11 protein-coding genes are annotated in these 14,481 nt (G+C 48.5%); 8 read left to right on the forward strand and 3 right to left on the reverse strand.

Annotated features, from left to right (window positions below):
* Positions 1-108: 108 nt before the first annotated feature.
* From lptA to G493_RS0104795, 4 genes are all read left to right on the forward strand, one after another.
* On the forward strand, positions 109-651 hold the full coding sequence (gene lptA / locus G493_RS27815; protein WP_051309013.1) for a lipopolysaccharide transport periplasmic protein LptA: 543 nt from the start codon (positions 109-111) through the stop codon (positions 649-651).
* Positions 648-1,379 (forward strand): LPS export ABC transporter ATP-binding protein, encoded by a 732-nt coding sequence (gene lptB, locus G493_RS0104785; RefSeq protein WP_028579465.1) that lies wholly within the window; start codon positions 648-650, stop codon positions 1,377-1,379. The genes lptA and lptB overlap by 4 nt, the downstream gene beginning before the upstream one ends.
* Positions 1,380-1,444: 65 nt before the next feature.
* Positions 1,445-2,902, forward strand: coding sequence for an RNA polymerase factor sigma-54 (gene rpoN / locus G493_RS0104790; RefSeq protein ID WP_028579466.1), 1,458 nt, complete (start codon positions 1,445-1,447; stop codon positions 2,900-2,902).
* A gap of 3 nt (positions 2,903-2,905) precedes the next feature.
* Positions 2,906-3,349 (forward strand): PTS sugar transporter subunit IIA, encoded by a 444-nt coding sequence (locus tag G493_RS0104795; RefSeq protein ID WP_028579467.1) that lies wholly within the window; start codon positions 2,906-2,908, stop codon positions 3,347-3,349.
* Between the two features lie 425 nt (positions 3,350-3,774).
* Here G493_RS0104795 and G493_RS0104800 read toward each other — a convergent pair whose 3' ends face one another.
* Both G493_RS0104800 and G493_RS0104805 read right to left on the reverse strand, forming a co-directional pair.
* Positions 3,775-5,124 (reverse strand): class II 3-deoxy-7-phosphoheptulonate synthase, encoded by a 1,350-nt coding sequence (locus G493_RS0104800; protein WP_028579468.1) that lies wholly within the window; start codon positions 5,122-5,124, stop codon positions 3,775-3,777.
* Positions 5,121-5,696, reverse strand: a complete 576-nt coding sequence (locus G493_RS0104805) for a type I restriction enzyme HsdR N-terminal domain-containing protein (protein ID WP_028579469.1) — start codon at positions 5,694-5,696, stop codon at positions 5,121-5,123. Before G493_RS0104805 ends, G493_RS0104800 begins: the two co-directional genes overlap by 4 nt.
* A gap of 439 nt (positions 5,697-6,135) precedes the next feature.
* Here G493_RS0104805 and G493_RS27820 point away from each other — a divergent pair, with 439 nt between their 5' ends.
* The 3 genes from G493_RS27820 to G493_RS27825 are packed head-to-tail and all read left to right on the forward strand — an operon-like array spanning position 6,136 to position 12,001.
* Complete coding sequence (locus tag G493_RS27820; protein ID WP_051309014.1) at positions 6,136-7,563, forward strand: efflux transporter outer membrane subunit; 1,428 nt, start codon at positions 6,136-6,138, stop codon at positions 7,561-7,563.
* Between the two features lie 11 nt (positions 7,564-7,574).
* Positions 7,575-8,849, forward strand: a complete 1,275-nt coding sequence (locus G493_RS0104815) for an efflux RND transporter periplasmic adaptor subunit (RefSeq protein WP_028579470.1) — start codon at positions 7,575-7,577, stop codon at positions 8,847-8,849.
* 5 nt (positions 8,850-8,854) lie between these two features.
* Complete coding sequence (locus G493_RS27825; protein ID WP_084813438.1) at positions 8,855-12,001, forward strand: efflux RND transporter permease subunit; 3,147 nt, start codon at positions 8,855-8,857, stop codon at positions 11,999-12,001.
* Between the two features lie 65 nt (positions 12,002-12,066).
* Here G493_RS27825 and G493_RS0104825 read toward each other — a convergent pair whose 3' ends face one another.
* The gene (locus G493_RS0104825) at positions 12,067-12,786 is read right to left on the reverse strand and encodes a DUF4852 domain-containing protein (protein ID WP_028579471.1); all 720 of its coding nucleotides are present in this window, start codon (positions 12,784-12,786) and stop codon (positions 12,067-12,069) included.
* A 553-nt stretch (positions 12,787-13,339) separates the two neighbouring features.
* Between G493_RS0104825 and G493_RS27830 the strand changes: the two genes are divergently transcribed.
* The gene (locus G493_RS27830; RefSeq protein WP_051309015.1) at positions 13,340-14,260 is read left to right on the forward strand and encodes a 50S ribosomal protein L11 methyltransferase; all 921 of its coding nucleotides are present in this window, start codon (positions 13,340-13,342) and stop codon (positions 14,258-14,260) included.
* Positions 14,261-14,481 lie beyond the last annotated feature (221 nt).

Consider the following 14,481-nt stretch of genomic DNA (forward strand, 5'->3'; position numbering starts at 1 on the left):
AAATACTTTACTTTTCCCATGGAACACAGTAATGTGATTAGTCTTTGCAAAAAATAAACCTAAAAACACAAAGATTATTTTTTTCAACTACTTTTTGCCGTGGCTCTTATGTATATGCACAAAAAAAATTCGACAAGACAGCTTGTTGCCATGCTCCTTGTTTTTTTTACCATAGGGATACTCCCTGTAAAAAACTGGGCTGCAGAAAACGATGAACCCATTTTCATTGAAGCTGACCGGATGATCTCCCAGGAAACTGAAAACTCGGTGGTTTTCCTTGGCAATGTCGATGCCAAACAGGGCAATGTGACCATACGTTCCGACGAGATGACCGTTTTTTATACCCAGACAAAAGCAGGGAATAAAAAAGGAAAAGGCAGTTCCAACCAGGTCAAACGCCTTATCTGCAAAAAGAATGTTGAGGTTGTTCAGGACGACTGGCTGGGAACCGGTGAACGAATGGACTATTTTGCAAAAGAACGTAAAGTCATACTTTCTGGCAATGCCAAGGCCTGGCAGGGACAGAATATGGTTTCTGGAAAAACCATTACCTATTACCTTGACGAAAAACGTTCCATTGTCGAACAGGATACAACCAAGCAAGGCCGGGTAAAAGCTACTCTGCACCCTGACTCAGACACAAAACAATGACATCTCGCTCTACGCTTGAAACGCGCAACATAGTCAAAGAGTACAGAAACCGAAGAGTTGTCAACCAGGTCAGTTTACAGGTTCAGGATACCTCTGTCGTTGGATTGTTGGGACCAAACGGGGCAGGAAAAACGACCACGTTTTATTCCATTGTAGGGTTTATTCGGCCCACCAGCGGTTCCATCCATCTTGACGGACAAAATATCACAGCCCTTCCCATTCATAAGCGGGCATCCCGTGGTATCACGTATCTGGCTCAGGAAGCCTCAGTGTTCAAAAAATTGACTGTGGTTGAAAATGTTCGCATTGTCCTGGAACCCCTTGGGCTGCCGAAGAACGAAATCAATAACCGCATTGAAGAACTCATGGCAGACCTGAAAATTGAGCACCTTGCGGGGAACAAAGGCCATGCCCTTTCAGGTGGTGAACGGCGAAGGGTTGAAATCATGCGGGCTCTTGCCACCCGCCCCCGGTTCATTCTCCTGGACGAACCCTTTGCGGGGGTTGACCCCCTGTCTGTGGCTGATTTGCAGCAAATCATCCGCGACCTGAAAAACAAAGGACTGGGCGTGCTGATATCTGACCATAATGTCAGAGAAACCCTGCAGGTGTGTGATTTTGCCTATATCATGAACAGCGGGCAAATTTTAACCAGTGGTGTTGCCACAGATATTATAGAAAGTGTCGTGGCACGTAAAATGTATCTTGGCGATAACTTCCATATGTAGGTATAGTGGCAGAGAACAGATAGTGCCCCTGCACTGTCCACGATGCCCAAAAATTACAGGCAAAAATGGTACTGGAACTCAGACAAAACCTCAAGCTGGCCCAAAAACTCGTCATGACGCCACAGTTGCGTCAGGCCATCAAACTGCTCCAGCTCGGCCGCCTGGAGCTCACAGATGCACTACAGGCTGAAATTGAGCAGAACCCAATGCTTGAAGAAGCTCCGGCATCAACTCTGGAACAGACCAACCCAGAAGCTCTTTCCGCTGTGGAACCAGTGGAAAAAAGTGAAAGCAAAGTCACCGAGGGGGTCGAAGGCGAAGGGCCCACAAGTGTTGGCGAAGTCAACTGGGAAGACTATGCCAACAATTTTGACGCAGATTTTTCCTTTGCAAGGGAGGCACCCCCTGCAGACGCGCCCTCTCAGTTCGATTTTATTTCTTCTACGCCCGGGCTTGATTCATATCTTCTCTGGCAGCTCACCCACCTGGAACTCACAGAAAAAGACATAGAAATTACAGAATTCATTATCTGCAATCTGGACGGCCACGGTTTCCTTGAAGCGGAAATTGCAGATATCTGCGAACATTGCCAGTGTGACGAGGAAGATGCCGAAGGTGGCCTGCGCATAGTACAAAGCCTCGACCCTCCAGGAATTGCAGCCAGAGATATCCGTGAATCTCTTCTCCTGCAACTGGATCGTATGGACTATTACGAAAAGTTGCCATACATCATTGTTGACCAGCATATGGATCTGCTCGAAACCCGCAACTATATGCTCATAGCACGCCAGACAGGAGCCACCATCAAGCGGGTTACAGAAGCGATAGAAATCATTCAGGATCTGACACCGTATCCAGGCAATGAATTCAGCAACGAGCAAACCAATTACGTAGTACCAGATGTCTATGTCCATAAAATTGGCGATGAATACATCATTCAACTCAATGACGATGGGCTACCAAAGTTACAGCTTTCTGAAGATTACGTAAAAATGCTCAGCACCAAAAAAGCATTAAATTCAGAATCTTCCGGATACCTGAGAGAAAACAAGCGCAATGCGGAGTGGTTCATTCGAAGCATTGAACAGCGCCAGCGGACCATTTACAAAGTTATGGAAAGTCTGCTCAAGTTTCAATATGACTTTTTTGAGCACGGTCCGAGCGCTTTGCGCCCCCTTATTCTCAGGGATGTTGCAGAAGATATTGGCATGCACGAATCAACAGTCAGCCGGGTTACATCCAATAAATACGCCCACACGCCCCAGGGAATCTATGAACTGAAATACTTTTTCAGCACTGCCGTGGCCACCACTGATGGCGACACAGTTGCTGCGGAAGCCATCAAAACCCGCATACGGCAACTGGTCGCCGGTGAAGATCCCTACAAACCGCTGAGTGACAACAAAATTTCCCAGCTTTTGGCTGAGGAAAATATCAAGGTAGCCCGCCGCACGGTCGCCAAATACCGAGATCAACTAAAAATTCTGCCTGTAAAACACAGACGCAAAGCAAAGGTAAAGTGAACCGTGTCTATTGTTCAGTTGCAACCAGAGTGTATTCTTCTCAACATGCAGGCGGTGGAAAAAGAAGCCGCTCTCAAAGAGCTTGCCGGAACAGCAACCCTGAATAGACCAGAACTCAACACAGAACAACTTTTTTCAGTTCTGCTTGAACGGGAAAGGATAGGCAGCACCGGTGTTGGTAACGGAGTCGCCATCCCACACGGGAAAATTGCAGATCTGACAGACATCATCCTCTGTTTTGGCCGCAGCATTGGTGGAATCTATTACGATGCCATTGATGAAAGGCCTGTTCATCTCTTTGCCTTGCTGCTCTCTCCGACACGAATCGCTAACCAATATCTTCAGGCCCTGGCCCACGTCAGTTCCGTCCTCAAGCAGGAACATAATCGCCGGAAGTTACTCGACACCACCAGCAGTGAACAAATTGTTCAGATTTTCAACTCCTAGTTGTTTGCCGGGGATTAAGGGCCACGCAAAAAATAAATTACCCAATATCCAATCTTGCTTGTCTCCCAACTCGGTAACGTCGTAGCGTCAATGGCTCAGTACGGCCAGTATGGAACCATTGACGCTACGACGTCACCAAACCGATATCCTACGCAATTTTTGAATATTTAATATTTCCCGCGACCCTAAGAGCTTTCTCTGACCGCTCCCTAGCTCCCATTTCTTATCTTTTCTTACATATAAATCCCCATAGGAAAAGTGACCAAACCAGGCAACTCTCCGGTACATGTAAGCAGTTACCTTACAATAACGGGTACATATCTAAAACAAGAGTATCTGCCCAGTGTTTCTTTTTCCCAGAAACATAAAAGCCCCGACACGCAGAAGCGGCCAGGGCTTTCAGTTTACATCAGTAAAGTGTCAATTCAGGAGGTGCGGATCATATCTGCAATCTGAAAAGCCATTTCCAGAGATTGCTCAGCATTCAGACGGGGGTCGCAGGTTGTCAAGTAACGCTGGCCAAGCTGATCGTCGGTGAGGTGACGGGCTCCGCCTATACACTCGGTAACATCATTGCCTGTTAACTCAAAATGCACACCGCCGGGGATGGTACCTTCAGACCAGTGAATTTCGAAAAAGCAGCGTAACTCTGAAAGAATCTTTTCAAAATCCCTGGTCTTATGACCGCTGTCTGCCTTAAAGGTGTTGGCATGCATGGGGTCACAACTCCAGAGGATATGGTGACCGGATTTCTTCACAGCACGCAGCAGCCCGGGGAGATGCTTTTCAACCTCCCCATCGCCGAACCTGGTGATCAGTGTTATACGGCCAGGCTCATTGTCTGGATTGAGCCGGTCAACGATACTGAGAATTTCATCGATATTATGCTTCGGCCCTACCTTCATACCCAATGGGTTGTTGACACCACGCAGAAATTCTATATGTGCGCCATCAAGCTGCCGGGTGCGATCGCCTATCCACAGCATATGGGCAGAACAGTCGTACCAGCCCCCGTCAACGGAATCCTCGCGGGTCAGGGCCTCTTCGTAGCCAAGGAACAATGCCTCATGGGAAGTAAAAAACTGTGCCTGCTTGAGCTGCGGCATATCGGTTGAGATACCGATGGTTTCCATAAATTTGAGTGCATGACTAATCTGGGTAGCCAGACGCTCGTAAGAGCGTCCCATGGGAGACTGCTTAACAAACTCCTGGTTCCATGCATGCACACGATGCAGAGAACTGAATCCTCCACGTGTAAAGGCGCGCAGGAGATTCAAAGTGGCGGCGGACATATTGTATCCCTTGAGCAATCTGCGGGGATCAGGAATACGCGATTCCAGTTCCGGCTCTATGGAATTAGCCATATCACCACGGTAACTTGGCAATTCCACGCCATCAATGATCTCGGTATCACTTGAACGGGGCTTGGCATACTGCCCGGCGATGCGACCGACTTTTACCACAGGCTTGTTACCTGCATAGGTCAGGATAACAGCCATCTGCAACAATACTTTCAAAGACTCTCGTATATTGGGTGCAGTGCAGCGCGAAAATTCCTCTGAACAATCACCGCCCTGGAGCAGAAACGCCTCTCCTTTACTTGCCTTTGCCAACATGGCCTTCAAGTCACGAATCTCGCCTGCAAAAACCAGGGGAGGCAGGGTAGAAAGTTCTTCTATAACAGCATTATACTTCTCCTGGTCTGGCCAGTTAGGTTGTTGCAATGCCGTGTACTGATTCCAGCTCGATTTTGTCCAATTTTTTTGATCAGTCATGATTTCTCTTCTTGTTGTTCACACTTACCGCCTGCACAGCAGATTTCCTCATCAAACACATTGAGTATTCTGAGCGCCTTCTCTCTTTCCTCTTTATCCGGATACGGTTCACACCCATATGTATTGACCAGCGCAGTGATCTCCCGACGTGAAGGTATGGCTTCCATGCCTGTAGCAAGGATCTTTCCCTTTCCGGTTTCCAGGAGTTCAGCGTCTCGGCCATTGGTGACCACGGCCAGGGGGATACGATATTCTGAATCAAGAATGCGAGCTGCAGCGATGGCAGCCTTTTCTCGAGTCACCAGTGAACCAGGCCCGTACCGGACAATCATTACCCGTTTTTCATTGACAGTCACCAGCAGTTCAATGGTCGATACAACCTGATTATTGTTGAATTCAGAACGAATCTGCAATCTGGGTTGTAATTCTTCTGCAGCATACCCCAGCTCCTCAACAAACATTCGTGCCAAATCCTGTCGCACCCGTTCGTCATCAGTATCAGGCAGCTCTTCTCCAGTCAGATAGTCGAGAAGCGTTCCATAAACGATATGATGTCCAGAGGTATCAATCATGATTCTCACCAAACTCCAAAGCTGCGCACATTCTATTCCAGTCAGCAATTCTTTTCGGGAAAATCAAGACTGATCTTACAACCTGTCATTGCCGGGCATGTCAACACAGAAGGGCAATAGTCACCCATCCTGCATTGGCAATTGCCAACCCCATACTGCTTTGGTAAGATATGTACATTGTGGCTAACTACTCACCGGGGAAACCTACAAACGTAAAAGTCTCCCGTAGTTGCAACTGGTTACAGGATACCTGAGGCTTGCACACGCAGGCTGGCGCAGCGTATTGGGTCATACATAAGCCAGGCTGATCGTGGAAAGATCAGGTACACTGTGAGCAGTTACCATTGTGGTAACTCTTTCTTGAAAAGCGAAATCGTAGTCAATCGTATAGTGTCCCTTTTGTCAATCATCAATTTACCCATTTTCAACTAATTACTCAATGTTCAAACAGCTCCTTGGTCTATGGCTGGTCATCCTGCTCCCTGCCTGTGCAATTTTACACACGGAACTGCCCTCTCCAGCGCCGGAATTACCGACCGACTGGAGCAGGGAGACTACCGCTTTTTGTAATACATCCCCCTGGTGGGTTCAGTTTCATGCACCTGAGCTTGATGCGCTTATCAAACAGTCGCTGGCGCACAATCTTTCCCTGCAGCAGGCATGGGCCAGAATGTACCAGGCAGAGGCTGTCGTCCGCAAAACAGGTGCGGAGAGATGGCCAAACCTTGATGGTTCATTTGGCCCCTCTCACCAACGAACAGGCGGCAAGGATATTCCGGAAACCACATCAGACAATTTTTCCCTCGGGTTCAGTGCAGGCTACGAAATTGACCTGTGGGGCCGCGTACGCGCTTCACAGGAAAGTGCTTCTCAAGCTGCTCTGGCAAGCAAAGAAAACCTCCATGCAGCAGCATTGAGCCTCAGCGGCCAGGTTGCCCGTGCCTGGCTGGCCCTTATCAGTATCAGACAGCAGGAGCAGCTGCTCCAACGGCAACTGGAGCTAAACAGAGACCTGCTTGACCTGGTCCAGTACAGGTTTTCGGTTTCCCAGGCCAGCGCCCTGGATGTGTATCAGCAGCAACAAACTGTTACCGCCATTGAAGGATCCCTGATCACAGCCAGGGCTGAAAAAGAGGTTCGCCTTCAACAGCTTAGTTTTCTTGCAGGGGTATCTCCTGCCAGCCTTGTCTCCAGTTCTGCACAAGATTTTCCCAAATTGAGCAGTCCGCCGCCGGGAGGCCTTCCCAGCGATCTTCTCGCCCAGCGTCCGGACATCCGTGCACAAAAAGCACAATTGCGCAGCAGTTCCTGGGCAGTAACTGAAGCAAAGGCGGACATGCTTCCTGCACTCAACCTGACAGGTGCATTTACCTTTAATGCCAGCGTCTTGGAATCATTGCTGGACGCCTGGGTGCTTAATCTGACTGCAGAGCTTGCCGGGCCTATTTTTGATGGTGGAGAAAAAAGAGCTGAAATCGACAGGGCTCGAGGGGTTGTCGAGGAAGATCTGGCCACCTACCGGGAAACGGTTCTCCAGGCAATCTATGAGGTTGAAGAGGCACTTGTCCGTGAGGAACAGTATACACTTAGTACAGCCAATATTACACAGCAGGTTGAGCTTACCCGTAAAGCATACAGGGAAGCCACCTTTCGCTACCTGAACGGCTTGAGTGATTATCTGGCAGTTCTGCGGGAACAAGTAAACCTTATCACCAGTCAGTTGGACAGCATCACCAACCAGGAACAACTGCTTGCCAACAGGGTTACACTCCATATCGCACTGGGCGGATCCTGGCCTGAAACCATGCAAAAACCCGATTCCATGTCCCTTTCCACGGCCCAACACCCCCCGGAACAGACTCCCTGAACACACCTACAATGAACACACACACACCTGATACATCTTCCCAAAATGGTCCGCTCAGGCCGGATACGGTGACACCTGTACGTACCAGACAGCAACGCTTATTTGCCCTGGGACTTGTTATACTGATACTGACAGGCGGTTTTTTTCTAGCCCGATTTATTCTTTTCTCCAAATCCAGGCCTGAACGCGAAAAACCCCGGAAAATGCAAACCCTGGTACAGGTAATGAAAGTACATCGCCAGACCGTGCCAGTAAACCTGCAAGCCCTTGGAACAGTTTTAAGCAGTCGCACCCTGGAAATAAAGCCATCCGTACCTGGCACCCTTTCCATGGTCAGTGACAGGCTTATTCCTGGAGAAACCTTTGAGAAAGGGGAACTCCTGGTTAAACTTGATCCCCGCGACTATGATCTGGCTCTTGAACAAAATAAAAATGAGCTGGAAAAGGCCACCATGGCCCTGCGCATAGAAGAAGGAAATCAGGCTGTTGCCCGACGTGAATACGACCTGATTAAAAAATATGCCAGGGACACCGCAGACAAGGTTTCGCAAGATCTTGCCCTTCGAGGGCCTCAACTTGCCCAGGCCAAAGCAACAGAAGCCGCTGCCAGGTCGAGCTACAAACTTGCCCTGCTGAATCTGGAACGAACCAGAGTGGTTGCCCCCTTTAACTGTGTAGTCCTGGATAACAATGCTACCATAGGCGCCCAGGTCAGTACGCAGACCACCCTTGCAACCCTGGCAGGAACAGACCGGTTCTGGATACGAGTGTCCATTCCCAGAGAAGAGGTTCAACGTATCACCTTGCCTGGTAATACAGAACAGGACAGAGATGTTCTTGTTGCCAACCTGCATGACACGCCGGGGACTCCTCCGTGGAAGGGACGTATCCTCAAGCTACTCAGAGACGTCGATCCCCAGGGACTCATGGCCCGCTTGCTGATTGAAGTACCCCACCCAACCAATCCGACAGCAGAGCAGACTCCCCTCTTACTGGGATCCATTGTTCAGGTGACCCTGCCTGGCAAGTCACTGGCAGATACCTTTGTCCTTCCCCGCAGTGCGCTGCGGAGTGATTCCACTGTCCTTGTGGCCACGACAGGACAGACACTGGACATCCGTTCTGTCCAGGTTGCATGGCAGCACAATGATGAAGTGTATATAAGCAAGGGACTGCGGGAAGGAGAACAGATAATAACCAGTCCCGTCGCCGTACCAGTACCGGGAATGGCGTTGCGTATCAATACGGTACAACAGTCTTCTTCCACAGAACAGGGAGTCCGGTGAAGACCATGAAACCTACCAACCGGACAGGCGGTTTTGCCTGGATGGCTACCAACCCGGTGGCCGCCAATATTCTCATGCTCTTTTTCCTGCTGGGTGGCCTGTACGCAGGCACCAATATCAAGCAGGAGGTTTTTCCTGAATTTGAACGGGATGCTGTCCAGATTACGGTCAGTTACCCCGGTGCCAGTCCTGAAGAAGTAACAGACGGTATCGTCCTGCCAGTGGAAGAGGCCATCTCCTCCATTGAAGGTGTTGAAGAAGTATACAGCACAGCCGTTGAAGGGAGAGGCACCATCACGGCGGAAGCTCTGATTGACACAGATCTGCAACAGCTTGCAACGGATATCAAGGACGAGGTAGACCGGATCAACTCTTTCCCCGAAGATGCTGAAGATCCCGTGGTGACTATTCCGTCCAGGAGCCGCTCTGTAATAACGGTGGTACTGCATGGAAAACTTCCCATGCAGGTCCTGAAAGAATCTGCTGAAATGGTCCGCGACCAACTTCGGCAGGATCCCCTTATCACCCAGATTGAACTCCAGGGCAACAGCCCCAGAGAAATCTCCATCGATATCGACCAGCAGGTCCTTCGCACCTATGGCCTGACCATGCAGACACTGGCCGAACAGATCCGGACTGCCTCTCTGGATACACCGGGAGGGACCATAAAAACCTCTGCAGGTCATATTCAGCTGCGCATGAAGGAACGGAGGGACCTTGGCAGTGAATTTACCCGTATCCCCATCATAACTGCTGCAGAGGGTGGCCAGATTCTTCTTGGAGATATTGCAAGTATCCATGACGGATTCGAGGAAACAGACACCTACATGCTCTACAACGGAGAGCCTGCCCTGGGCGTAGAGATATTTCGTGTCGGCAAACAGGGCCCCATAGAAATATCAGAAACTGTTCGGCAACATGTTGAGCGACTGCGGGAGACTCTCCCTGATGGCCTACATGTGGACATTGTCAATGACCGTTCGGAAATTTACAAACAGCGACTTCATTTACTCCTGAAAAACGGCTACCTGGGGCTTATGCTCGTTTTTCTGCTCCTTGGGCTTTTCCTGGAGGCCAGACTGGCTTTCTGGGTTACCATGGGAATTCCCGTCTCTTTCCTTGGTTCGCTGCTGTTCCTGCCCTTTTTCGATGTATCCATCAATATGATATCCCTGTTTGCCTTTATCGTATCTCTGGGCATCGTGGTGGACGACACCATCATCATTGGAGAAAATGTCTATAGTTACAGGCAAAAGGGATACAGTCCCCTGGCTGCTGCCATTGAGGCTGTCAGGGAAATGGCCACGCCGGTCACTTTTGCGGTATTGACCAATATTATCACTTTTATGCCCCTCTATTTTATTCCAGGGATCATGGGGAAAATCTTCCGCGCTATTCCCGTGGTTGTTGGAATGGTTTTTTGTATCTCGCTGGTCGAAGCGCTTTTTGTACTGCCTGCTCACCTGGGCCACCAGAAACCCTTACCTGGTAAAATCGGCGCAACACTGGACCGCTTTCAAAAAAAGATAAGCAATGGTATCAGCCGCCTGATAGAAAATTCCTTTACTCCGGTAATGATCCTCTCCCTGCGTTACCGATATATCAGCTCAGCTATCGGCATCGTGATTCTTTTCGTCACTGCGGCATTTATGCGTAGCGGCCATATGGGTATGACACTTTTTCCCAAGGTTGAATCGGATCGCTCCATGGTTTCCTTTGCTTTGCCTGTTGGAGTTCCCCTTGAAAAAACTGAGGCGATTTTGCAACGCCTGCACCAGGCAGCAGAAACAGTTACCGCCCAAAACGGTGGGAAGAATCTGGTTGAAGGCATTCAAAGCTCAATCACAGATAATTCTGGTTGGATTCGTGTTTACCTCACCCCACCAGACATACGCCCCATTGCAACCAGTGAATTTACTGAAAAATGGAGAGAAGAAGTTGGCTCTCTTGCCGGACTGGAATCCCTGCGTTTCCGTGCCAACTCCGGTGGCCCTGGCTCTGGTTCCAGCCTATCCGTGGAACTACAGCATCGTGATGCTCATATTCTTGAACAGGCAAGTACGGATATGGTCGAATTCCTGGCAACCTTTCCCATTGTCCATGAAATTGAAGATGGATTTGAAAAAGGCAAGCAGCAGTATGATTTTGTTCTGAACCCGTTAGGCTATCGACTGGGTCTCAGTCCTGAAAAGGTGGCAAGGCAGATTCGAGCCTCTTATTATGGGTATGAGATCAACCGTCAACTTCGCGGACGTGATGAGGTCAAGATTATGCTCCGCTATCCTGAGGATGCAAGAAAATCATTGCATTCACTGGATAAAATGATGATACGCCTGGCAGATGGAGGTGAAGTTCCTTTGAATTCCATCGTTACCATCACGCCGGGCCATGCTTTCACCTCTATCAATCTCAGAGACGGACGGCGGGTTATTGAAGTTTCGGCAGATGTTATTCCTGCCAAACGGACAGACGAAATAGTCGAGGCCATGAAAACAGACCTGTTTCCTGAATTAATGGAACGATATCCTGGCTTGACCTTTGGATTCGAGGGAAGACAGGCCGATCAGCAGGAGTCCATGCTTGCCCTGAAAAATGGCATGCTGATAGCCCTGCTCATCGTCTATGTGCTGCTGGCTGTCATCTTCCGCAGCTATTTTCAGCCTGCCATTATCATGACCGCCATTCCCTTTGGGATCGTAGGCGCTGTACTTGGCCACCTGCTTATGGGATACCCTTTGAGCCTGGTCTCATTTTTCGGAATTGTTGCCCTTTCCGGGGTGGTGGTCAACGATTCTCTGGTCCTGATTGATCTGGCAAACCGTAAGCGACTGGAGGGGCATACGGCCTATGCAGCGGTTATCAACGCGGCGGTTGCCCGTTTTCGCCCTATCCTGCTGACCACCCTGACCACCTTTTTCGGGCTTCTACCCATGATATTTGAAACCTCACGCCAGGCCAGGTTTCTCATTCCCATGGCCATCTCCCTGGGATTCGGCATTCTTTTTGCGACTGCCATTACCCTGATTTTGGTACCTGCTTTTTATTTGATCCAGGAGGATATAAGCAATCTTATTTCAGGTCCCGGAGGTGTGCCGGATAGCGCTGCTGATAGTAAAAACAATGGAGAAACAATGGGCGTTGGCAGCAAATAATGTCTGCCCCTAAACGGAAGGAAGGCTCAGCCCTCTGCAGGAGGGCTGATTCGGAATGCGAAAAATTATTTACCGTAGGTGGTCAGCAGTGTTGTTTTTTCTTTATCAAGATACACTTCAATGGAGTCGATTTCAGCCAAGAAAGTAATCACCTTGTACTTAACATCATCTTCCAGAGTGTTAACGATATGGAAGGTAACTTTGCAGTAGACAGCCTTGTCTTGCTTGTTTTTTTCCTTCTCATTCACGAATTTTTCCGCTGCTTCAGGATCAAAGGGCACGCCTGTAGTAACCAACGTGTTGGTATTATTAAAAAGGATCCTGTATTCTTTTTTAAGATCCAGATAATCTTCAGCAGTGATATCAGAGCTATACTCGGCATCTACATTTAAGGCCACCCAGTTCATGCCTGATTTATGGTATGTTCCAAAGGGTTTAAAAGCGAATTCATTTTTACTGAAATCATACTCGCCAAGTTTCAGGAACTCTTCCGTTGTAAAAGTTCCGTCTGGCGGTGCCTCTGCAAGTTGCGACTTAATCTGAGAGATTACCTTTTCCGCTCTGCCATGGACTTTAAACTCATTGGCATGATTCTGATCCCAGAATTCAGGATCAAAGGTACAAACCAACGGCTTCCAGTGTTTGGAATAATCAAAACTCGACTGCTGGGAAAGAGTATAAAGCATCATATTGTCAAATGTGAATTCCTGGGCTGCAAATGCAGTGGCTGTCCCAACAGTGGACACCAGTATCCACAGTGAAGCAATAAGGTATCTGGCATGCATATTCTGTTTCCTTTTTGTGATAATTAAATAAAGAAGTTAACAAGATACAGAAAAATAGCGCGCTCTGGAAAAATAGCAATAACTTGTTATACTGAGGAAATCAGGAGCACCGGCCTTTTACTCTGGAGCCAATAAAAATGAAGGACTTTTTTATATAAAAAAAATCATATAACCTTCAAATGATTCTGCTTGATTTCCTGAAAAAGCCTTAATCTGGGAAAATAGCAATTCTCCGACATACTCCTGATGCCTGTCCATTAATGAGGTTTTTTATTCAAATCTGGGCAAGTGTAGACTCCGAGGTATACGACACATTTTTTCACAGGCATCTACCTGATATTTCATAGATAAAATTTTGGGTATAACGCAAAAACTGACCAGCTAAACGAGGAAGGAGACTCCCAAAAGACCATTTTTGGACTGGCACGAACGACAAAAGCCAAACAGAAACACTCGCTCTCTGCCATATTACCGGGTATACTGTCAGGTTGCGTAGCTATCAGAAAATATACGTGTCCTGCAATGGCACCTTTTCCCGTCAACAGGTGGAGTAATGATTGTATCAGCAGATGGTTCCATGGAACCTAAAAAATGGCTCAAAGTAACCTTGCACGTCCCAATACCACTGATTGAGGCTGCCAGCGATCTCATGGGTGTCCTGAGCGGTTCAGGCGTAGAACAATCTCCCGAGACTCCTGAGGGGTGCAGTGTCAGCGGTTTCTTTCCTTTAGAGCCTGCAGATAACCAGGAACTCCAAGTAGAAGAACATCTTGAAATCATCCGGGAACAGATGGAGGAGCTTTTCCAACTTTATAATATGGCCTTTGAAGGGGTAGAAACGACTCTGATGGATGATGCAGACTGGGCCACCAGTTGGCAGGAATTTTTCACTCCCTTTGAGATCATCCCAGGACTGGTTATCAAACCAAGCTGGGAAACATTTGAACCTGACAACAACCAGAAAATTCTGGAACTGGATCCTGGCATGGCCTTTGGTACCGGACAACATGCATCCACCAGGATGGCATTGTTACTTTTGTCCCAAACTGAACCGGCTGGCAAAAGGATACTTGATGTCGGCACAGGCACTGGCATACTTGCCATGGCAGGAATTTTACTCGGTGCCACGGAAGCCACGGCCATTGACAATGACCCCGAGGCAGTAGAGGTAGCTGAGGAAAACATCGCTTCCAATGGGATGAGTGAGCTGATCAGTGTCAGCCTCACCCCCCTCGAAATGATTCAAGAGAATTATGAAGTCATCTGTGCCAATATCGTCCACAATGTACTTATTGACATGGCAGCAGATCTTGCACGCTGCTCGGTGCAGGATGGAGCTTTAATTCTTGCCGGAATTCTTGCAGGTGAGCAGGAGGAAAACATTATCCAGACCTACACAGAACATGGCTTTCTTTTTGTCAGTGCCGAATACACCGATGAATGGGTCGCCTTGAGATTTCGTTATGCAGGATAATGCATTCCCCTTGTACAACCCCAGACAAGGGTTCAAGTCTCGGACAGTCTGCCTAGGAGGTTGTCCGAGAATAGGAATTTTCGTTCAGCTCGAGGCAAACCTGAAAAAATACCACAGGCATATATATGATATTCCGAGGATATTTTTTCAGGTTTAACGAAGATATGGGCGGAAATAACATTCTTGGACAGCCTCCTAGACCGATGTTCTCAAAGTGCTTC

The organism is Desulfogranum japonicum DSM 18378 (genome assembly GCF_000429945.1).
Taxonomy (GTDB): domain Bacteria; phylum Desulfobacterota; class Desulfobulbia; order Desulfobulbales; family Desulfobulbaceae; genus Desulfogranum; species Desulfogranum japonicum.

Coding starts and splice junctions, on each gene's coding strand:
- lptA (WP_051309013.1), top strand. CDS start 109: ATGTATATGCACAAAAAAAATTCGACAAGACAGCTTGTTGCCATGCTC.
- lptB (WP_028579465.1), top strand. CDS start 648: ATGACATCTCGCTCTACGCTTGAAACGCGCAACATAGTCAAAGAGTAC.
- rpoN (WP_028579466.1), top strand. CDS start 1,445: ATGGTACTGGAACTCAGACAAAACCTCAAGCTGGCCCAAAAACTCGTC.
- G493_RS0104800 (WP_028579468.1), bottom strand. CDS start 5,124: ATGACTGATCAAAAAAATTGGACAAAATCGAGCTGGAATCAGTACACG.
- G493_RS0104805 (WP_028579469.1), bottom strand. CDS start 5,696: ATGATTGATACCTCTGGACATCATATCGTTTATGGAACGCTTCTCGAC.
- G493_RS27820 (WP_051309014.1), top strand. CDS start 6,136: ATGTTCAAACAGCTCCTTGGTCTATGGCTGGTCATCCTGCTCCCTGCC.
- G493_RS0104815 (WP_028579470.1), top strand. CDS start 7,575: ATGAACACACACACACCTGATACATCTTCCCAAAATGGTCCGCTCAGG.
- G493_RS27825 (WP_084813438.1), top strand. CDS start 8,855: ATGAAACCTACCAACCGGACAGGCGGTTTTGCCTGGATGGCTACCAAC.
- G493_RS0104825 (WP_028579471.1), bottom strand. CDS start 12,786: ATGCATGCCAGATACCTTATTGCTTCACTGTGGATACTGGTGTCCACT.
- G493_RS27830 (WP_051309015.1), top strand. CDS start 13,340: ATGATTGTATCAGCAGATGGTTCCATGGAACCTAAAAAATGGCTCAAA.